Origin of the sequence: Streptomyces sp. AV19 (assembly GCF_015999245.1) — a bacterium.
Lineage (GTDB): Bacteria > Actinomycetota > Actinomycetes > Streptomycetales > Streptomycetaceae > Streptomyces.
This window is the reverse complement of the sequence record NZ_JAEAMR010000022.1, coordinates 836,017-855,829: the sequence shown is the minus strand read 5'-3', so window position 1 is coordinate 855,829 and position 19,813 is coordinate 836,017. Positions and strand designations below refer to the sequence as shown.

General features: G+C 73.7%; 17 protein-coding genes, 1 pseudogene and 1 riboswitch. Of the genes and pseudogenes, 12 read left to right on the top strand and 6 right to left on the bottom strand.

Features of this window, described 5'->3' with window-relative positions:
- Positions 1–87: 87 nt before the first annotated feature.
- Positions 88–1,749: a class I adenylate-forming enzyme family protein gene (locus I5Q34_RS31895; RefSeq protein WP_234429719.1), complete on the bottom strand. Its 1,662-nt coding sequence runs from the start codon at positions 1,747–1,749 to the stop codon at positions 88–90.
- Between the two features lie 489 nt (positions 1,750–2,238).
- Here I5Q34_RS31895 and I5Q34_RS31890 point away from each other — a divergent pair, with 489 nt between their 5' ends.
- From I5Q34_RS31890 to I5Q34_RS31860, 7 genes are all read left to right on the top strand, one after another.
- A complete protein-coding gene (locus tag I5Q34_RS31890; protein ID WP_199895918.1) occupies positions 2,239–4,050 on the top strand; it encodes an AMP-binding protein in 1,812 nt (603 codons plus the stop codon).
- Positions 4,050–5,183, top strand: a complete 1,134-nt coding sequence (locus I5Q34_RS31885; protein ID WP_199895917.1) for a beta-ketoacyl synthase — start codon at positions 4,050–4,052, stop codon at positions 5,181–5,183. Before I5Q34_RS31890 ends, I5Q34_RS31885 begins: the two co-directional genes overlap by 1 nt.
- On the top strand, positions 5,180–6,112 hold the full coding sequence (locus tag I5Q34_RS31880) for a beta-ketoacyl synthase N-terminal-like domain-containing protein (RefSeq protein ID WP_199895916.1): 933 nt from the start codon (positions 5,180–5,182) through the stop codon (positions 6,110–6,112). The genes I5Q34_RS31885 and I5Q34_RS31880 overlap by 4 nt, the downstream gene beginning before the upstream one ends.
- Before the next feature lie 56 nt (positions 6,113–6,168).
- Entirely contained in the window at positions 6,169–6,426 is a 258-nt protein-coding gene (locus tag I5Q34_RS31875) for an acyl carrier protein (protein ID WP_199895915.1), read from the top strand.
- Positions 6,423–7,163: a 3-oxoacyl-ACP reductase FabG gene (gene fabG, locus I5Q34_RS31870; protein WP_307811763.1), complete on the top strand. Its 741-nt coding sequence runs from the start codon at positions 6,423–6,425 to the stop codon at positions 7,161–7,163. The genes I5Q34_RS31875 and fabG overlap by 4 nt, the downstream gene beginning before the upstream one ends.
- A 109-nt stretch (positions 7,164–7,272) precedes the next feature.
- On the top strand, positions 7,273–8,070 hold the full coding sequence (gene thyX, locus I5Q34_RS31865) for an FAD-dependent thymidylate synthase (protein ID WP_199895914.1): 798 nt from the start codon (positions 7,273–7,275) through the stop codon (positions 8,068–8,070).
- A 52-nt stretch (positions 8,071–8,122) separates the two neighbouring features.
- Positions 8,123–9,334 carry an acyl-CoA dehydrogenase family protein gene (locus I5Q34_RS31860; protein ID WP_199895913.1) on the top strand — a complete coding sequence of 404 codons (1,212 nt, stop codon included), beginning with the start codon at positions 8,123–8,125 and terminating at the stop codon, positions 9,332–9,334.
- 7 nt (positions 9,335–9,341) lie between these two features.
- Here the strand turns inward: I5Q34_RS31860 and I5Q34_RS31855 are convergent, their stop codons facing one another.
- Together I5Q34_RS31855 and I5Q34_RS31850 are read right to left on the bottom strand one after the other, a co-directional pair.
- Positions 9,342–10,346, bottom strand: coding sequence for a winged helix-turn-helix domain-containing protein (locus I5Q34_RS31855; protein WP_199895912.1), 1,005 nt, complete (start codon positions 10,344–10,346; stop codon positions 9,342–9,344).
- A gap of 429 nt (positions 10,347–10,775) precedes the next feature.
- Entirely contained in the window at positions 10,776–11,678 is a 903-nt protein-coding gene (locus tag I5Q34_RS31850) for a helix-turn-helix transcriptional regulator (RefSeq protein WP_199895911.1), read from the bottom strand.
- Positions 11,679–11,780: 102 nt separating this feature from the next.
- Here I5Q34_RS31850 and I5Q34_RS31845 point away from each other — a divergent pair, with 102 nt between their 5' ends.
- Both I5Q34_RS31845 and I5Q34_RS31840 read left to right on the top strand, forming a co-directional pair.
- On the top strand, positions 11,781–13,307 hold the full coding sequence (locus I5Q34_RS31845) for an MFS transporter (RefSeq protein ID WP_199895910.1): 1,527 nt from the start codon (positions 11,781–11,783) through the stop codon (positions 13,305–13,307).
- A pseudogene (locus I5Q34_RS31840) lies at positions 13,304–13,418 on the top strand (IS481 family transposase); the annotation flags it as partial. The gene I5Q34_RS31845 and the pseudogene I5Q34_RS31840, both read left to right, overlap by 4 nt.
- On the opposite strand, the gene I5Q34_RS31835 reads toward I5Q34_RS31840, so the two are convergent.
- The gene (locus I5Q34_RS31835) at positions 13,419–14,174 is read right to left on the bottom strand and encodes a CbtA family protein (RefSeq protein ID WP_199895909.1); all 756 of its coding nucleotides are present in this window, start codon (positions 14,172–14,174) and stop codon (positions 13,419–13,421) included.
- An 18-nt stretch (positions 14,175–14,192) separates the two neighbouring features.
- A complete protein-coding gene (locus tag I5Q34_RS31830; RefSeq protein ID WP_199895908.1) occupies positions 14,193–14,399 on the bottom strand; it encodes a CbtB-domain containing protein in 207 nt (68 codons plus the stop codon).
- A gap of 241 nt (positions 14,400–14,640) precedes the next feature.
- Between I5Q34_RS31830 and I5Q34_RS31825 the strand changes: the two genes are divergently transcribed.
- The 3 genes from I5Q34_RS31825 (at position 14,641) to I5Q34_RS31815 (ending at position 18,281) form a co-directional block, all read left to right on the top strand.
- On the top strand, positions 14,641–15,198 hold the full coding sequence (locus I5Q34_RS31825) for a histidine phosphatase family protein (RefSeq protein WP_234429718.1): 558 nt from the start codon (positions 14,641–14,643) through the stop codon (positions 15,196–15,198).
- A 247-nt stretch (positions 15,199–15,445) separates the two neighbouring features.
- Positions 15,446–16,726 carry an isocitrate lyase gene (gene aceA, locus I5Q34_RS31820; RefSeq protein WP_199896080.1) on the top strand — a complete coding sequence of 427 codons (1,281 nt, stop codon included), beginning with the start codon at positions 15,446–15,448 and terminating at the stop codon, positions 16,724–16,726.
- Between the two features lie 37 nt (positions 16,727–16,763).
- Positions 16,764–18,281 carry a malate synthase gene (locus tag I5Q34_RS31815; RefSeq protein ID WP_199895907.1) on the top strand — a complete coding sequence of 506 codons (1,518 nt, stop codon included), beginning with the start codon at positions 16,764–16,766 and terminating at the stop codon, positions 18,279–18,281.
- A gap of 215 nt (positions 18,282–18,496) precedes the next feature.
- On the opposite strand, the gene I5Q34_RS31810 is transcribed toward I5Q34_RS31815, so the two are convergent.
- The gene (locus I5Q34_RS31810) at positions 18,497–19,366 is read right to left on the bottom strand and encodes an NAD(P)-dependent oxidoreductase (protein ID WP_199895906.1); all 870 of its coding nucleotides are present in this window, start codon (positions 19,364–19,366) and stop codon (positions 18,497–18,499) included.
- 147 nt (positions 19,367–19,513) lie between these two features.
- A riboswitch (cobalamin riboswitch) is annotated at positions 19,514–19,733 on the top strand.
- Positions 19,734–19,813 lie beyond the last annotated feature (80 nt).

Here is a 19,813-nt window from a genome sequence, read left to right as displayed (position 1 = left end):
GTTCCGGGTTCGGGGATCGCCCGGGTCCCGGCGATCGGTCGCCTCGCCGGGACGGGGGATGGGGATGGGGATGGGGACGGGGGTGGGTCAGCGGATGGCGAACGCCGCGGCGTCCCGCGTGGCGAGGTGCCCGCGCAGATCGGCGTAACGTTCCCGCAGTTGCCGCTTGAGCACCTTACCGGTGGGCCCGGTGGGAATGTCGGCGTCCTTCGCGGCGAGATCCAGCACGGCCAGCGGCGGCTGATCCCTTTCGGCCAGGGCCGCGTTGGCCCGTTCCAGCAGCGTCGCCGGCGGGGTGGAATCGCCGTCGCGGCGGCGGACGACGGCCACCGGCACCACCGTGCCGTCGTCCCGCCCGGCGACCACCGCGCAGTCGGCGGCCTCGGGCAGGGCGAGCAGCAGGATCTCCTCCATCAGCACCGAGTAGCCGTCGCCGGCGTCGGTACGGATGCGGTCGACCAGCCGGTCGACGTGGAAGAAGTCGCCGTCGGCGGTGCGGTGGACGAGGTCGCCGGAGAGGCGGTAATCGCCGAGGCGGCCCCGGTGGTAGGTGTCGCAGTCGTTCCAGTAGCCGGGGGAGAGGGAGGGGCTGCGCAGGGCGAGCAGCCCGACCTCGCCGTCCTCGGCGGGGGTGCCGTCCTCGCGCAGGACCGTGACGTCGGCCAGCGGGACCGGCCGTCCCAAGTGGCGTGGGCGGGCGGGGGATTCGGCGGTGATCGTACGGCCGAGGGCCGCCCAGCCCAGCTCAGAGGCGCCCAGGCCGTCGCGGAAGGCCGAGCCGGGGACGGGTCTGCCGTCCTCCAGGTGGTGGCCCAGCGCGATGAGTTCGCGGATGTGCGCGTCGTGCGCCGAGTCGCCGGTGTTCATCCACTCCCGGACGGAGGCGAAGTCCTCGGGGGCGGGGCGGGAGTTGGCCAGGGCGGAGTGCACGGGGTGGAACGCCTGGACGATGGTGGGCCGGTGGGTGCGCACGGCCCGGGCGAGGCCCTCGGGGCTGCGGTCGGACAGCGAGACGAACGGGAGCCCCGCGAGGACCGCGTAGAAGGTGAACGCGATCGCGCCGGAGTGCGAGGCGGCGATGGCCGAGAGCATCACCGAGTCGGCGGGCTCGGGGTGGGTCTCCAGCCGGAAGCGGGCCCCCGCGATGCTCTGCCGGTGGGTCCACACCACCAGCTTGGGCACGCCGGTGGTGCCGGAGGTGTGGCAGAGCACGACGGGATCGTCGGCCGCGTGCCTGAACAGGGCGTTCTCCGGCAGCGGTTGGCCGTCCAGCCGCCCGGCCGTGCGGCGGGTGTGGATCCAGCGCAGGCCGTCGACGGACTTGAGCGCGGGTTCGAGGCGGGCGAGGCGGGTCTCGTCGGTGTAGATCCCGACGGGCGCGCAGCGTTCGACCAGGGCCAGGACGTACTCCGGGACCATCAGGCCGTTGAGCAGCACGGGTATCGCGCCCAGCTGGGCCAGGGCGGTGAGGTGGACCTGGTCCTCGAAGGTGTCCTCGATGTGGACGACGACCCGGTCGCGGGGGCCGACGCCCCGCTCGCGGTACCAGGCCGACCAGGCGTCGGCGAGGGCGACCAGCTCCTCAAGGCTGAACGAACCCTGCTCCACGCCCTCGGCGTTGACGATCGGCCGGTCGGCGACGAGGACGGGGAGGCCGGGGGCCGGGCTGGTGCGCAGGGCCGTGCGCCAGGCGTTGCCGCCGCCGAAGTCCTGCTGGGCGAGGGCGGCGCGGGCTTCGGTGGTTCGCAACGTGCGGGGGGAGAGCCGGGTTTCGGAGGACAACCCGGTTTCGGGGGACGGCCGCAACGACCTCACCTTTTCCATGGGTAGGCGTATTCGGGGCGGAGACGCCGAGACATTAGCACCGGGAGCCCCCGGTTGATTTGCCCGAATCCGCTTGATTGCGGCGGTAGTTGATCATGTTCCGGCCGTTCGTCGGAGCGCGGCCGGTTTACGCGCATTGTGTGACCTGTGAGTACGGGCCGACCGCGCGGAACCGGCCACCCGGCATGGCCGATTCCCTTTGTTCCGAGGCGTGTTGGTGTTCCGCGGCGGTGAGCGCGGCTACTCTGCGCTGGAACGTGTGTGCGTTCAATGACGTGTGTGTGCGTTGGCGGCGTATGTGCGTTCAGCGACGTCAGCAATCGTGAGCGGCGCCGTGGTCGTCCACGTCCTGCCATCGATCGACTTTTTCCGAGCCAGCACCAGTGGACGTGACATACCTCCAAGGGGGCGCCCATGTCTGACTTATCCGGATTCCCACCCGCCGACGATGTGCTCGACAGGCTCCGCGCGATCGTCGCCGGCGTCCTGGAGACCGCACCGGAGGCCGTCGAGGACGACGCGCTCTTCTTCGAGGACCTCGCCCTCGACTCGCTGGAGAAGACGGAGATCGTCGTCCGGGCCGAGAAGGAGTTCCGCCTGACCCTCGGCGCCGACGAGGCCGCGCTCATGCGCAGCGTCGAGGAGTCCGCCGCCGTCCTGCGCGAACGCCTGGACGCGGCGGCCGGCACCGGCGTCGACCCGGTCGGACTACTGCTGGGCGGGCACCTCGCCCGGGGCCGGGGCGACCGGACCGCCTGCACCGACCCCGACGCCGGTGACGTCTCCTACGCACGGCTGCACACCGCCGCCGCCCGCTACGCCGGTCAACTGGCGGGCGCGGGCGTCCCGTCCGGCACCCGGGGGCTGATCGTCGCCGACGACTCCGTCGCCACCGTCACCGCCGTCCTCGGCCTGTGGTGGCACGGCTGCGTCCCGGTCGTGATCAGCCCCATGCTCACCGACGACGAGGTCCGCCACGTCGCCGCCGACTGCGCCGCCGCCGTCGTCCACCTCGACGCGACACCCAAGCGGCAACAGGCCCTCGAAGCCCTCCTCGGCGGCCTGCCGCTGATCCGCGGCGCGGACGTCAGGGCCGCGCTCGACGGCGACGCGCCCGCCGACGGCCCGCCCCCCGTCACCTGGCCCGAGGGCCGCGAGGCCCTCGTCCAGTACACCTCCGGAAGCACCGGCCTGCTCAAGGGAGTCCGGCACCGGGCCGGCGCGCTCACCGCGGCCCTCGCCGGCTTCGGCTCCGTGCTCGGCCTGCGGGAGGACGACACCGTCCTGTCCACGGCCCGCATGTCCTTCGGCTACGGCTTCGGCAGCACCGTGCTCTACCCGCTCGCCGCCGGCGCCCGCACCGTCCTGCTGCGCGGCGCCGTCGACGTCCACTCCGTCACCGCCGCCGTCGGCCGGCACCGGCCGACGGTGCTGTGGTCGGTGCCCCGGCTGTACGCCGCCCTCGCCGACGCCGGCGGCGTGCCCGCCGGGACCGTACGGCTGTGCGTGGCCGCCGGCGAGCACCTCGCCGCCCCGCTCGGCGAGCGCGTCCGCACCGCCTTCGGCGCCGAACTCGTCAACGGCCTGGGCGCCACCGAGGTCCTGCACATCGTCGTGGCCACCCCGCCCGGCCGCCCGATGCCCGGCACCATCGGCCTCCCCGTCCCCGGGGTCACCGCCACCGTCCGCGACGCCGACGGCCGGCCCGTCCCCGACGGCACCGAAGGGCGGCTGCACATCGCCGGCCCCACCGTCGCCCTCGGCTACATCGGCCGCCCGGACGCCGCCGCCCGCACCTTCGCCGACGGCGGCGTCTACACCGGCGACATCGCCGTACGCCGGGACGACGGCACCGTCGTGCACCTGTGCCGCGCCGACGACCTGCTCAACCTCGGCGGCTACAAGGTCGTCCCCGGCGAGATCGAGGCCGTCGCCCGCGAGGTGGCCGGCGTCAAGGAGTGCGTGGTCGTCGGCACCACCGACGGCGACGGCCTCCAACAGGCCGTGCTGTACGCCGTTCCCGCGCCCGGCGCCGACACGGCGGCCGTCCGCCGCGCCATCACCGCCGCCCTCCGCGGGCGGCTCGCCCCCTACAAGCGCCCGGCCCGCGTGGAGTTCCTCACCGAACTCCCCGTCACCTCCACCGGCAAGCTGGCCGCCTTCCGGCTCAGGGCACTTGAGGAAGACGCCGGGGAACACCGGCTCAAGGAACGGGTGAAGCGGTAGTGACCTGGAACATCACCGGCACCGGGGCCGTCGCCAACATCGGCGGCACCCCCGGCCGGATCTTCGACGCGCTCTGCGCCGGGCAGGAGACCCGCGCCCCGCTCCGGGCCTTCGACCACGACAAGTACCGGACCCGGTACGCCTACGAGATCGACGACCGCCCCGACGGCGAGGACGAACCGCTGCGCGCCACCACCTGGCTGATCCACGCGATCCGCCAGGCTCTCGCCGAGGCCGGCCTGCCCGAGGACCTCTCCCGCGTCCCCGTCCTCGTCGGCACCACCATGCGCGAACAGCGCAGCGCGGAACTCTGGTGGACCCGGGGCGCCGCCGTCACGGCCGCCGACTTCCACTTCGGCGGGGCGCTGCGCGCGGCCTTCGGCGCCGCCACCACCTACACCTTCGCCAACGCCTGCTCCGCCTCCCTCTACGCGCTGGGCATGGCCACCGACATGATCGAACTCGGCGCCGCCGACACCGTCGTCGTCGCCGGCACCGACGCGGTCACCGAGAGCGCCTTCGGCACGCTCGACCGCGTCCAGAACGAGACCCCCGAGGCGCTGCGCCCCTTCGACGTCTCGCACCGGGGGATGCTGATGGGCGAGGGCGCCGTCGCCGTCGTCGTCCGGCGCGCGGGCACCGGCGGGCCGCCCCCGCAGGCCCGGGTCCGGGCCGTCAGCATGAACTGCGACGCCCACCACGCCACCGCCCCCGACCCCGCCGGGATCCGGGCGGCGGTCCTGGAGGCCCACGAACGGGCCTCCGTCCGGGCCGCCGACATCGACCTGGTGATGCTGCACGGCAGCGGCACCCCGCGCAACGACGAGACCGAGGCGGCCGTCCTCGCCGAGGTGTTCCGGGGCGCCGGGCCCGGGCCGCTGATGACGGCGATCAAGTCCATGACCGGCCACACGCTGGGCGGTTCGGGGCTGCTGAGCCTGGTGATGGCCGTGCAGGCGATGCTGCGCGGCACCGTCCCGCCCGTGCTCGGCCTCACCGAACCCATCCCCGAGGCCGCCGGCCTCGGCCTCGTCCGGGACCGGGCGGCCGCGGCCCCGGTCACCACGGCCCAGATCGACGCCTTCGGCTTCGGCGGCATCAACGCGGTGGCGATCGTGGAGGCGGCCCGGTGAAGCGGCACGCGCCGGGCGGCCGGCGGATCGTCGTCACCGGCACCGGACTGGCCGTCCCGGGGCTGGCCCGGCCGCTCGACCTGCTCGCCGACGAGCCGCCGGCGGAAGGCGGCTTCGACCCCGCAACCGCCCTGAAGGGCAAGGACATGCGCGGCAAGGACCGCGCCTCCCGGCTCGCCCTGCGCGCCTGTGACGCGGCCCTCGCCGACGCCGGACTCCTCGACGGCGACGGGGCGTACCGGGGGGCGGGCGAGGCCACGGCCGTGGTCGTCAGCTCCAACCTCGGCACGCTGGAGACCGCCTGCGAGTTCACCGACACCATCGCCCGCGAGACCGTCACCGGGCTCAGCCCGCTCGGCCTCCCGCAGACCTCCAGCAACGTCGTCGCCGGCTGGATCGCCATCCGCCACGGCCTGCGCGGCCCCAACCTCACCGTCTGCAACGGCGCCACCAGCGGCCTCGACGCGGTGCACTGGGCCTGCCACCTGATCCTCGCCGGCCGCTGCCGGCGGGCCGTCGTCGTCGGCGTCGAACCGGCCGCCGGGCCCGTCGGCAAGCTCCTCGGGCAGGAGCCGCGCGACGTCACCGCCGCCGTGGTGCTGGAGAGCGCGGCCGACGCCGCGGCGCGCGGCGCCGGCGCGCACGCCGTCGTCTCCGCGTACGCCCGCGGCGCCGACGCCGCGCGCACCGTCGCCGCCACCGAGTCCCGGACGCCCGTACCCGTCCAACTGCGCCTGGCCGCGGGCCACGTGGATCTGACCGACCGGCTCGGCGACTGCTCCGGCGCCCTCGGCGTCCTGCAGTGCGCCGCCGGCGCCGACCGCCTCCGGGCCCGCGGAACCGGCGCCGTCCTCGCCGTCACGGGCGGCACCGCCACCGACGACGCGGCCGCCGCCCTCCTCCTCACCGCCGAACGACACAGCAACTGAGCAGCAACTGAACAGCAGTTGAGCAGCAATTGATCAGCAACTGAAAGGACCCCACCGTGGCCGCTGTCGTGGACATCGACGACCTGCGTGCGATCGTCGCCGGCTCGCTGGAGCTGGAGCCCGGGGACGTGGCGGACGACGCCCACTTCACCGACGACCTCGAAATGGACTCCCTCGCCCTGCTGGAGGTCTCCTCCCGGGTCGAGAAGCGGTACGGCGTCGCCGTCCGGGACGCCGCCCTCGGCTCCCTGCGCACCCTCGCCGACCTGCGGATCCTCATCGAGTCGCTGCTGGCCGAGGGATCGGCGGCGTGAGCGCGCGGCCGGTGGCCGTGGTCTCCGGGGGCTCCCGGGGAATCGGCGCCGCGGTCGTCGAGCGCCTCGCCCGGGACGGCTTCGACGTCGCCTTCTGCTTCCGCTCGCGCTCCGCCGAGGCCGAACGGACCGAGCGCGCCGCCGCCGCGCACGGCGCCCGCGTCCTCGCCCGGCGGGCCGACGTCGCCGACGCCGACGCGTGCCGGTCCTTCGTCGCCGCCGCCGAGGACGAACTCGGGCCCGTCGCCGCCGTGGTGACCGCCGCCGGCATCACCCGGGACAAGGCCCTGGCGACGATGGAGGACGCCCACTGGAACGAGGTGCTGCGCACCAACCTCGATGGCACCTACCACCTCTGCCGGCCCGTCGTCGAGCGGATGGCCCGCCGCCGGGCCGGTGCCGTGGTCACCCTCTCCTCGCTCGCCGGGCTGTACGGCAGCGCCGGGCAGGCCAACTACGCCGCCTCCAAGGCCGGGATCATCGGCTTCACCCGCTCCGTCGCCAAGGAGTACGGCTCCTTCGGAGTCCGGGCCAACACGGTGACGCCCGGCTTCATCGAGACGGAGATGACCGAGGGCGTCCCCGAGCGCATCAAGAAGAAGTACCTGAGCCGGATCCCGCTGTCCCGGTTCGGCACCTGTGACGAGGTGGCCGACCTGGTGTCCTTCCTCGTCTCGGACCGCGCCGCCTACATCACCGGCCAGGTCCTGGGCGTGGACGGCGGACTGGTCGTCTGAGGCCGTGAGTCCGAGGCCGTGAGTCCGAGGCCGTGAGTCCGAGGCCGTGAGTCCGAAGTCGTGATCCGAGGCCGTGAGTCCGAGGTCGTGAGAGAGAACAGGCAAGAAAATGAAGCCCGTTGAACCGGAAGTCTTCCTCGTCGCCCGCCCCGGCATCGACTACCCGGCCCTCGCGGCCTACCTGGAGGAGGTGGGCGGCGGCGACTGGCTGGCCCGGCTGGACCGGGGCGAGCTGGACGGCGTGCTCAACGACCCGCAGAACCTCGCCGAGTTCGCCGGGCGGATCTGCTACCGGTCATGGGAGCCGGGACTCAACCCCAACGTGACCCGGATCCGCACCGACCAGGACGCCTACCTGGCCAACATCCTCTCCAGCATGCACGGTTCCGTCCTGGAACACGTGAGCTTCACCTTCGTCCTGCACCACGTCAGCCGGGTCCTCACCCACGAACTGGCCCGGCACCGCGCCGGAGTGGCCGTCTCCCAGGAGTCCCTGCGCTTCGTCCGCCTCCAGGAACTGCCCTTCTGGTTCCCCGGCTGGGCGCGCGAGGACCCGGAGCTCATGGAGCGCGCCACCGAACTGCTGGAGCGGATGGAGGAGTTCCAGGGCTGGATGGCCGAACACTTCCGGCTGGACGAGGACGGCCGCCGCTTCGGCGACAAGAAGCACAAGACGTCGTTCATGCGGCGCTTCGCCCCCGAGGGAGTGGCCACCGGGCTGGCGTGGACCGCGAACGTCCGCACCCTGCGCCATCTGATCGAGGCGCGCACCGCGCCCGGCGCCGAGGAGGAGATCCGGCTGGTCTTCGGCCGGATCGGGGAGATCGTACGCGCCGAGGCCCCGGCGCTCTTCTCCGACTTCCAGGTCGAGGACGGGGCGTGGGTGCCCCGCTGGCGCAAGGTCTGAACCCCTCCCATATCAAGACCTATATGACGCTACGTCGGAAAGTGATGACACGATGCCCGTGACAGACATCGCGCCCGGGACGTCCCGCGCCCCGCTGACCGGCGAGGAGATCCTCCGCCGGGCCAAGGAGGCCGCCCCGCTGCTGGCGGCCCGCTCCGAGGAGATAGAACAGGCCCGGAGGCTCCCCGACGACGTCGTGGAACTCCTGCGCGCCACCGGCGTCTTCCGCATGGCCTACCCGAAGGCATGGCAGGGCCCGGTGATGACCCCCGCCGAGCGGACCGAGGTCATCGAGGCCCTCGCCACCGGCGACGCCTCGGCCGCCTGGTGCGCCATGGTCGGGATGGACAGCGGCATCTTCGCCGCCTACCTGGCCGAGGACGCGGCCCGCGAGCTGTTCCCCGGACTCGACATGATCACCGCGGGCGCGATCCCGCCCCGGGGACGTGCCGAGCGGGTCCCCGGCGGCTTCAAGGTCACCGGCCGCTGGCAGTTCGGCAGCGCCATCACCCACGCCGACCGGGTCATCGCCGGCGTCCTCGTCCATGACGCCGACGGCAAGCCGGAGCCCAACCCCGGCCCGCGCGGCGGCCGCGCCCACTGGCGCATCGTCGTGGGCCGCCCCGAGCAGTTCGAGGTGATCGACACCTGGCACAGCACGGGACTGGCGGGCAGCGGCAGCCGGGACTACGCGGCCGACGGGATCTTCGTCCCCGAGGAGCACACCCTCAGCTTCGCCAACCCCGTCGTCCCCGGCCCCGAGGCCGAGCCCGACGCGATCCTGCGCACCATGCCCGGTGTCGCCCTCGGCGTCGGCCGGGCCGCCCTCGACCACGTCCGCGCGATGGCCGCCACCCGCGTCGACGGCCAGAGCCTCACCCCCTGGCCGGAGGAGTACCGCGTCCAGATGGCCGTCGCCCAGGCCGAGATGGAGCTGCTGGCCGCCCGGCACGCGGTCTACGGCACGCTGGAGCGCCAGTGGGACCTGCTCACCCGGGGCGAGCGACTGACCCCCGACGACCGGGTGTCGGCGGCCCTCGCCCGCGTCAACGCCTTCCGCACCGTCCGCGGCTTCGTCGGCCGGCTCTTCGACCTGGTCACCACGTCGGCGGTCTACCGGCCCTCGCCGCTCGACCGGCACCTGCGCGACCTCTACACCATGTGCCAGCACGCCACCGTGCAGGACCAGATCCTCCAGTCCTCCGGAGCCGTGCTGCTCGGCGGGAAGCCGCGCAACCCGATCGCCGTCGGGCTCCCGGAGTAGCCCCGCCTCAGCAGGGCGTGCCGTCCAGCAGCGCCCGCCCCAGCGGCGTCAGCCGGTGCCGCACCGACGAGCCCGTGCGCTGCGTCGTGATCAGCCCGGCCGTCCGCAGGACCGTCGCGTGCTCGCTCGCCGACGCGGGGGAGATCCCCGCCCGGCGGGCGAGCTCGGCCGTCCCGCCCCCGGCCGCGGCGGCGTCCAGCACGCGGGCCCGGGTCCGTCCCAACAGCCCGCTCAGATGCCCCAGATGCTCGTCGCCGCTTCCGGTCGGCGCCAGCACCGCCTGATACACGCCCAGCTCCCGCGCCACCGGGTAGCGCACCTCCAGCGGCGCGTCCGGGTCCGCGCTGTCCAGCCGGAACACCGGGGCGGTCAGGAAGAACGTCGGCGTGAGCAACAGCCCCCGCCCCTCCAGCGGCAGATCGACGTCCATCGAGCACGGCGCGTGCAGCACCGGGGACTCCCAGCGCAGCGACGGGTGCAGCGTGGCGAGCAGCCGCTCCACGCCGTGCTCGGCCATGAGCCGGACCCGGTGCGCCCGGTCCGCCTGGACGCACGCGGCGAGCTGCCGCCAGTACGGCGCGACGACCGCGTCGTAGTACGAGCGGAACGCCCGGTCCACGAGCCGGGTCGCCTCCCGGTCACCGTCGTGCAGTTCGTCGATCCAGCGAGGGACGGAGGGCCGCCACTCGCGCGCCACCGAAAGATCGGCCGCCCACACGTGCCGCGGCATGCTCCAGGTCGCGTCCAGGCTGTGCTCCAGCGACGTGGACCCGCGCACCCGGATGAACGCCTCCGGCACGTACTCGTCCAGCCCCGCCGGCGCCAGCTCCAGCAACGGCCGCACCACCGGGCTCAACTCCCGCAGCGACCGCTGCCGCCACCCCTCCAGCGCGGCCGCGCCGCTCCGCTGGAGCAGCGGCAGGCTGAACGTCGCCTCGGCGAGCGGGTCGGGTGTCGTCGTCAGCCGCACCCGGGCGAGGTCCTCGGCGCTGAAGCGCACGCGCAGGGTCACGGCTTCTCCGGCCTCCGGGGTAGGGGTGAGGGCTGGGTGAAGGAACGCTCACCTCCACTTGTCCCGCTCGATGGTAAGCGTTCGCCCGTGTCCGTATTCGGCCAGCCCCGAAGACCTTTGCCCGCACCCGCCCCGGAGCCGCAGACTCCGTTGTCGGGCCACGACACCCCAGGCCCGCGCCAGGCGCCGTCCGGCCGCCACGGGGGGATCCGTGACACAGGCGGTGGGGGGAGACGTTCACCTGGCAGCCGAAGGGCGCCGTTCCGTGTGGGGACGGGATGGCGCCCTCCGGCGCGGGGCAGCTCTCCGCGTTCCGGAACGCCGGTGTCGGCGCGCCGGGTTCCGCGAGCCGGGTGTTGCGGGACTGGACGTTGTCGACGCCCCTCCAGTGTGTGGACCCACCGTTTTCAGAGGGTGATAGAGCGACAGTCACCCGTCCAGATGCCGGGACGCCTCGGAGAGGGCGGCGGCCTCCGGTTCCCGCTGATCGGCAACTTGGCTGTGCAACAGTCGCAGCGCGTCGGCCGAGGCGCTGTCGTTGGGGGTATAGACCTCGAGCCGGTGGTCGGGGCTGTCGGGCTGGAGCCACACCTGGTAGTCGACGTCGACCCCTCCGACGGTCGGGTGTCGCAGGCGCATGGTGCCCACGGTGCAGTCCGCCACGTCGCCTTTGGCCCACAGCGCGGCGAAGTCGCCGCTGTGCATGGTGAGTTCGCCGATCAGTTCGGCCAGCCGGGCGTCGGTGGGGTACCTGCCCGCGGTGAGCCGAAGGTAGGCGACATGGATTCGAGCCAGTTCGTCCCAGTTCCGGTGCAGGTCGCGGGTGAGGGGGTCGAGGAAGAACATCCGGGGGACGGACGGCCGTCGCGCGAGATCGTGGGGCGCGTCGAAGTCGATGTGTTCCGCGACGAGAGCATGTCCGGTGCGGTTCCAGGCCAGCACGTCGCCGCGGCGGCCGAGCACGACGGCCGGCGTGGTCTCGCCCAGGGACGCCAGGAGCGCCAGCACTCGTGGGTGCGGCTTTTCGGGGCGGGGACGGACCAGGCGTGATGTGGTGGGCCGACGGGCGAGGTTGTGCAGGTGGGCCGTCTCGGCCGGGTCGAGCCGGAGCACGCCTGCGAGCGCGTCGAGGACCTGTCGGGAGGCCGTACCGGCCTGACCTTGTTCCAGCCGCGTGTAGTAGCCGGCGCTCACGCCGGCGAGCTGCGCGAGCTCCTCACGGCGCAGGCCCGGTACGCGGCGGGCGGTGCCGTAGGTGCGCAGTCCCGCGTCGGCGGGTGTGACCCGGTCGCGGCGGTTCTTGAGATATGCCCCGAGGCTTTCCAACTCCATGACTGCGAGCGTAGGCGCGACGGCCCGTGTCCGGGTGCCCCTGGGAGGTGTACCCATGACATGGGACTGGTTGCCGAGCGGACCGCGCCGCACCGTCGGAGCATGAATGAACAGCGCGTTTCTCACTCACCCGGTCCGCGGCAGTGGCTCGGTCTGCTGGTGGTGACCGGCCCGGTGCTGCTGGTCGCGATGGACGGTTCGGTCCTGTTCCTGGCCATGCCCCAGGTCACCCAGGCGCTGTCGCCGACTGCCGGTCAGGCGTTGTGGATCCTGGACGTCTACGGATTCGCCGTCGGGTCCTTGCTCATCGCGTTCGGCAGCATCGGCGACCGGTACGGTCGGCTGAAGCTGCTGATGGCCGGCGCGGCGGTGTTCGGCGCGGCCTCGGCGGGAGCGGCGTTCGCACCCGGGCCGGAACTGCTGATCGCCTTCCGGGCATTGATGGGCGTGGCCGGTGCCACGCTGCTGCCGTCGGCGCTGGCGGTACTCGGCGAACTGTTCACCGACCCACGCCGGCGAGCACAGGCGATCGGGATCTTCGCGGCCACCTTCGCCGCCGGGTTCGCGATCGGCCCGGTCATCGGCGGACAGCTGCTGAGCAGGTTCTGGTGGGGATCGGTCTTCCTGATCAATCTCCCCGTCGTCCTGCTGTTCCTGGCCCTCGCCCCGATCCTGCTCCGCGAGGTACGCGCCACCCGGAGCGGCCGCATCGACGTCCTGAGCGTTCTGCTCTCCGCCGCGGGCATCCTGCTGACCGTCTACGCGATCAAGCACGCCGCCGCACAGGGGCCGTCCGCCGCCCCGACGGCCACGGGGATCGCCGGCATCGTCACCCTGGGGTGGTTCACCCGGCGGCAACTCCGCCTTGAACACCCGCTGATCGACTTCCGGCTCTTCCGCGACCGGGTGTTCACGATCGCGGTCATCACCGGGCTTCTGCCGCTGGCCGCATGGTCGGCAGTGGCCTACCTCGGCGGTATCTACCTCCAGTCCGTCCTCGGGCTGCCCGTCCTGGACGCGGCCCTCGTCGCGCTCCCCGGCGCCGCCGTGCTCACCGTCACCTGCATCGTCACACCGGCACTGGTCGCACGTACCGGCACCCGAGCAGCACTCATCACCTGCCACTTCTTCATCGCCGCAGGTCTGCTCCTGCTGCTGCCCACCGGCGTCTCCGGCGGGATCGGCTGGTACCTGGCATCCACCGTCATCGCCGGCATCGGCTACGGCATTTCCTTCAGTGTTGTCGCCGACACCGCCGTCGCCGCGGTTCCCGCGGAACGTGCCGGGTCCGCGGCGGCGATCGCCGAGACCAGCAACGAGATCGGCAACGCGCTCGGCATCGCGCTCCTCGGCTCGCTGGCCGCCCTGGTCTTCCGGCTCGAGGGACCCGACCTCGCCGGCACCCTCGACGAGACGCTCCGGATCCCCGGCCTCGCGCCCGCCGTGATCGGCGAAGCGAAGGCCGCCTTCGTCACCGCTCTGCACGCCGCTGCCGTCATCGCGGGCATCCTCCACGCCGCACTCGGTGCATTCGCCCTGCGCCGGATACCGAGAACCTTCCCCGGCACGGGTGACGCCGGCACGGAGCCCCTGGCCCAGGACGCCGTCGAGGAAAGCGGCGTTCGTTGACCCATGCCGGCTCCCCGTTCGGCATCGAGGGCCGACGACGCCTCGTCGAGCGGTGCCGGACCCGGCCGATCGCTCACGGTGCAGCTGAGATGGGCATCTCCCGAGCCCTGATCAGGAGTGCCCTGCGCCGTCAGGGGTGACGGCCGGGGCGCTCGGCTCCCCGGCACCGACGAGCCGTTCGGCCGCCCCGCCGAAGAAGACGCCGAACGCCGCCCACAGCGTGCACGGTACGGCCAGTGCCGCGAGGCGGAAGCGCCACAGGAGGTCCGCCGGGAAGTCGGCGGGGACTTCGTCGACGGGCGGGAGGAGGGCGTACGCCAGAGCGATCGCGGAGAGCAGAGCTGCCGCCGCGGCGACCGTGGCGTGCCAGGGGCCCAGGCGGGGCGACAGGCGGCGGCCGAGGAGGACGGCGCCGGCGCACAGCAGGGCGCTGAGGGCGATCATCAGGACGTAGAGCGTCGTCCGCGTGCCGATGGTGTCCGGCTCGCCCACCGAGGGCGGGTTGGCCGGGTACTTGAGGAACGGGATCACGTGGACGGCCAGGAGGGCCGCGCCGGAGAGCAGGGCCGCCGTGGCGCGGGGGCCGAAGCGGCCGGTGCGGCCCAGGAGCGCGCAGTACGCGAGGGACGCGAGGCCGCCGAGGGCGAGGGCCTCGGCGAGGACGCCGGTGGCGAGCCCGGCCGTCGACTGGAGGGAGCGGGAGACGACTTCGGCGCCGTGCTCGTGGGTGTGCGCGTCCTCGAAGGAGATGGCCGCGTTCATCTGGGGCTCGCCCAGGAGGTAGGCCACGACCAGGGCCAGGAGGCCCGCGGCCAGGCCGGCGAGCAGGCCGCGGACGAGCAGGGGACGTACGGGGACGGGACGCATGCGGGTACCCCCGTCGGGTCAGTGGCAGGGGAAGCCGAGCAGGTGGCGCGCGTCGTGGACCCACTCGTGGACGCCCGCGCCGGAGAGGAGCGAGGTGGCGCCCTGTTCCGCGCCGACGAAGTAGAGCAGGGCAAGCGTCAGCAGGCCGACGAGGAGGGCCCACGGGGCGAGGGACTTGAGGGGTATGGGAGTGGTGGCGGGGGAGGTGGGGATGGAGTGGGCCATGGCGAGACCTCCTGAGGGAAGGGCGCGTCCCGGTCATCGGGTTCGGGGCGGCGAGGGGCGGGTCCGGCTTTCACGGTGGCGCGACCGTGCCGGAGTCCCACCGGCTTCCGCCAACTTCGTCGCCGGCGTCCCGGTGACCGTACCGTTTGAGCCAACGCCCGGCTACGGGCGGGGAGATGCGCACCCGCGCACGGAGGGGCGCCAGTCGCCGGCCGTGCGGGGCTGGAGAGGAGGAGCGGGATTGACGGTACGGGTGGTGCTGGTCGCGCCGGTCACGGGGCAGGTGGCGCGCTTCGGCGACGAGATGCCGGACGCGGCCGCGTTGCGGCGGGCGGAGGCGGCCGCGGGCGCTCTGCCCGCCTTCGTCCGGGCGTACTCCGCCCCGGAGGCGCGCTGCCGGGCGACCGTGGACGCCCTGGGAGTGCACGCGGTGCCAGCAACGGAGTTGGGCGATCTGGACGTAGGGCGGTGGCGGGGCAGGGAGCTCGACGACGTGGCCGCGGACGAGCCGGAGGCGATGGCCGCCTGGCTGTCGGACCCCGAGGCGGCGCCGCACGGCGGGGAGGCGCTGCCCGCCCTGGTCGCGCGGGCCGCGGGATGGCTCGCGTCGCAGGCCGAGGCCGGTGGCAGGGTGCTGGCCGTCGTCCCGCCGGCCGTCGTCCGCGCCGCCGTGATCGGCGCGTTGGGCCTGTCGCCCGCCGTCTTCTGGCGGCTGGACGTCCCGCCGCTGACGGCGACGGAGCTCACCGGGCGGGCGGGGCGGTGGAACTGGCGCTGCGGGCGGGCGCTGCGCGCGTGAGTCGCCGCGCGTTCGCCCACCGGACGCCGGACGTTCGCGGAAATTGGCGGGAAGCGACTGTTGATGGCACTGAGTGCCACTGTCACAGTCGTGGTGTGGCTCGTCGGAGTTCGACCGTGCTCATCTGAACTACCGCGCGGTACAAGGGGCTTCAGTGCATGGTGCTTCGGTACAAGGGGCTTCGGCGCAAGGGGCTCCGCTTGCCACGGAGACGAACGTGAAGGTCGACGCGAACCGGGAGACGGTCATGGCGCAGGCAGGCACGACGACGGCCGAGGAATTGACGCGGCAGTGGGCGACGGATCCGCGGTGGAAGGGGATCCGGCGGACCTACTCCGCGGAGGACGTGGTGCGGCTGTCGGGCAGTGTGCGCGAGGAGCACACCCTGGCGCGGCGTGGTGCGGAGCGGTTGTGGCGGCAGTTGCACGAGCGCGAGTACGTGCACGCGCTGGGCGCCCTGACGGGCGGTCAGGCGGTGCAGATGGTCCGGGCCGGCCTCCAGGCGATCTACCTGTCCGGCTGGCAGGTCGCGGCGGACGCGAACCAGGCGGGGCACACGTACCCGGACCAGAGCCTCTACCCCGCCAACTCGGTTCCGGTGGTGGTGCGCCGGATCAACAACGCGCTGTTGCGCGCGGACCAGATCGCCACGGCCGAGGGGGACGACCCGGTCGACTGGCTGGCGCCGATCGTCGCGGACGCGGAAGCCGGGTTCGGCGGGCCGCTGAACGCGTTCGAGCTGACGAAGGCGATGATCGCGGCCGGCGCGGCGGGCATCCACTACGAGGACCAGCTGGCGTCCGAGAAGAAGTGCGGGCACCTGGGCGGGAAGGTGCTCGTCCCCACCGCGCAGCACGTCCGCACGCTCAACGCGGCGCGCCTGGCCGCCGACATCGCCGGGGTGCCGACCCTGATCGTCGCGCGGACGGACGCGCTGGCGGCGAACCTGCTGACCAGTGACGTGGACGAGCGCGACGCGCGGTTCTGCACGGGCGGGCGGACGGCCGAGGGCTTCCACCGGGTGGAGAACGGCATGGCGCCGGTCATCGCCCGCGGCCTGGCCTACGCGCCGTACGCGGACCTGCTCTGGGTGGAGACCGGCACCCCCGACCTCGCCCAGGCCCGCGAGTTCGCCGAGGCCGTCCACGCCGAGCACCCGGACAAGATGCTCGCCTACAACTGCTCGCCCTCCTTCAACTGGAAGGCCGCGCTCGACGACGACCAGATCGCCAAGTTCCAGCGGGAGCTGGGCGCGATGGGCTACCGCTTCCAGTTCATCACCCTGGCCGGATTCCACTCCCTCAACCACGCCATGTTCGACCTCGCCCGCGGCTACGCCGAGCACGGGATGACGGCCTATGTCGAGCTGCAGGAGCGGGAGTTCGCCGCGCAGGAGGACGGCTTCACAGCGGTGAGGCACCAGCGCGAGGTGGGTACCGGGTACTTCGATCTCGTCTCGACGGCGGTCAACCCCGCCTCGTCCACCACAGCCCTGACCGGCTCCACCGAGGAAGAGCAGTTCCACTAGGCCCGTGCCGGGCGGACCGGTCCCCCAGGAGACGACCATGACCGCACCCATCCTCGCCCCGACCGTCCACCTCCTCGGCGACCGGCCCGCCCGCTCCGACGAGGTCCTCACCCCCGAAGCCCTCGACTTCGTCGCCCGCCTCGACTCCGCCTTCGCCGGCCGGCGGGCCGGGCTGCTGGCCGAACGGCGGCACCGCGCCGCGCTGTTGGCCGGCGGCGGAGCCCTCGACCACGTCCCGGCCACCTCCGCCGTCCGGGCCGACCGCTCCTGGCGCGTGGCCGCGCCCGCGCCCGGGCTCGTCGACCGCCGCGTCGAGATCACCGGCCCGCCCACCCGGGAGGGCGCGGACGGGGCGTCCGCCTCCGGCGCCCCGGCCTGGGTCGCCGACTTCGCGGACGGCGTGGCGCCCGCCTGGAACCGGGTCGTCGACGGGCAGGCGCACGTCCTGGGGTCGCCGCTGACCGTCCTGGTCCGCCCGCGCGGCTGGCACCTCACCGAGAAGCACCTGCAGATCGCCGGGCGTCCCGCCGCGGCCGCCCTTGTCGACGCCGGGCTCCACCTCTTCCACCGGGCCCGGCGGGGGAGCGGCGCCGCGCCTGGACCGTACTTCTGCCTCCCCCAGGTGGAGAACCACCTGGAGGCGCGGCTGTGGAACGACGTCTTCGCCTTCGCCGAGGAACGGCTCGGCCTCGCGTACGGCACGGTCCGTGCCACCGTGCCCGTCGAAACGATCGGCGCCGCCTTCGAGATGGAGGAGATCCTCTACGAACTGCGCTCCCGCAGTGCCGGTCTGGCCGCCGATCCCCGGCGCTATCTCGCCAGTGTCGTACGGGCTTTCCCGCACCGGCCGGACTTCCTCCTCCCGGACCGCGCCAAGGTCACGATGACCGCGCCCTTCCTGCGGGCGTACGCCGAACTGCTCGTCCGCACCTGCCACCGGCGCGGCGCCCACGCGATCGGGGCGTCGGCCGCGCAGGTGCCGGGTGCCGACGAGGCGGCGCACGAGGCTGTGCTGGCGCGGGTGCGGCTGGAGAAGGAGCGCGAGGCGGAGGACGGATTCGACGGCTCGCGCGTCGCGCACCCGGACCTCGTGCCCGTCTGCCGCACGGCCTTCGACACCGTCCTGTCCGGCCGCCCTCACCAGCTCGAACGCACCCGTGAGGACGTCCATGTGACGGGGAGCGGGCTGCTGTCCGTGCACCGGACGAGCGGCCGGCCCACGGAGGCCGGTGTGCGCGCCGCGCTGGGCATCGCACTGCGCTGCGGAGACTCCTGGCTGCGCGGCGGTACGTCGGTCGTGTGGCGTGGCCTGGTGGAGGACGCGGCCACGGCGGAGACCGCCCGCTGCCAGGTGTGGCAGTGGCTGCGTCACGACGTGATCTCACCGGCGGCGGTGCTGAGGCTCCTCGCCGAGGAGGCGTCCGTGCTCGCGGCGGAGGAGCCGGGGGCACGGGCCGAGGAGGCGCGGGGCGTCGTGGCGCGCACGGTGCTGGGGGCGGAGCCACCGGGGGCGTTCGGGCCGGACTTCGCGGGGGTGCGGCGGGGGAGTGCGTGAGTTTTCCCGGGCTGGGGCGGGCTCGCGGGTTGGGTGACCTCGTGGGCTCGCCCCTTGTTTTTCGGTGCGGGAGGGGGCGGGTGGGGGGTGTGCCCCGGACCCTCCCCCAGAGGGGGCACCCCCACTTTCACCGTGTCTTCCGGGCTCCGCCCGGGCCCGGGGGCTTGCCCCGGAAGAAACGGTGAAAGGGCGGGCCCGGGGCATAAACCACCCCCTCACACCACCTGCCGCCCGAAGCCCTCCCGCCACGTCGGGTGATCCGGGCGCCAACCCCGCGCCACAGCCAGGGAGTTGAGCGCACCCCGCTCCCATCCCGCACCACCCTCCACCGGCCCCGGCGCCGCCACCCCCAGCGCCCCCGCCAGCACCGGCAGCCACTCCCGCCCCCGCGCCGGCTCGTCGTCCACCACGTTCACCGGGCCCGACGGCCAGTCCAGCGCGGCGACCGCCGCCGACGCCGCGTCCGCGACGTGGACGAAGGAGCTCACGCCGTCGTCGGCGGTCACGCCGCCGAGGAAGGCGGCGGGTCCGCCGCGCAGTGCGGCGGCCACCGCGCCGCCGGGCGCGTACCACGTCCCCGGGCCGTACAGGATGCCGTACCGCAGCACCACCGCCGTCTCCAGCTCCGCGACCGTCTCCTCCAGCGCGCGGATGCCGTCGATCACCGACGCGCGGGGCGGCCCGGCGGCGTGGTCGAGGGGGACGGACTCGTCGGCCGGGCCGTCGCCGGGGGCGTAGGCCCAGGAGACGGACTGGGCGACGATCCGCCGGACCCCGGCGGCCCGCGCCGCGTCCACCAGGTTCCGGGTGCCCTCGCGGCGCAGCCTCGTGTTGGCGCGGCCGTCCGCCCCCGCCAGATCGGTGAGTTGGTGGATCACCGCGTCCGGCGCCGCCTCGGCCACCGCCCGCCGCAGGCCGTCCGCGTCGAGGGCGTCCACCCGGACGGCGGAGGCGCCCATGCACCGCACGAGCTCGGTCCCGTCCGGCGTGCGGGAGGCCCCGGTGACCTCGTGCCCGGCCTTCAGCAGGAGGGGGACGAGGTGACGGCCGACGGCGCCGGTGGCGCCCGCGACGAAGATGCGCATGGGGGGATCCGTTCGTGCATGGTGCTGGTACGGAACACGAGGCTAGGGCGGACGCGGCCTCGCATTTGGGCCATTCGGGTTCCGAAACCATGGGCTACTCGGTACAGGTGAGGTTTACATCACCTTCCCGGGCGGGCGGGCAACCCCTACGCTGACGGTGCAGCTGGTTCGCCCTGCCCGCCAGGCAGGCGCGTCGCAAGAGGGAACCCGGTGGGAATCCGGGACTGCCCCGCAGCGGTGAGCGGGAACGACCGCCGTCATACGCACTGGGCCCGGAGAAGGGCTTGGGAAGCGACGGCCAGTAGGTGTCCTCGACGCGAGGACGTGCCCGTGAGTCCGAAGACCTGCCACTGCCCGCGTGCGAGAGACGCGCGCGGAGTTCCGGTGACCTCGTGGGCGGGTCGGCGAACGCGACGACGGCAGGCGGGCGTGCCGAACAGGAGCCCG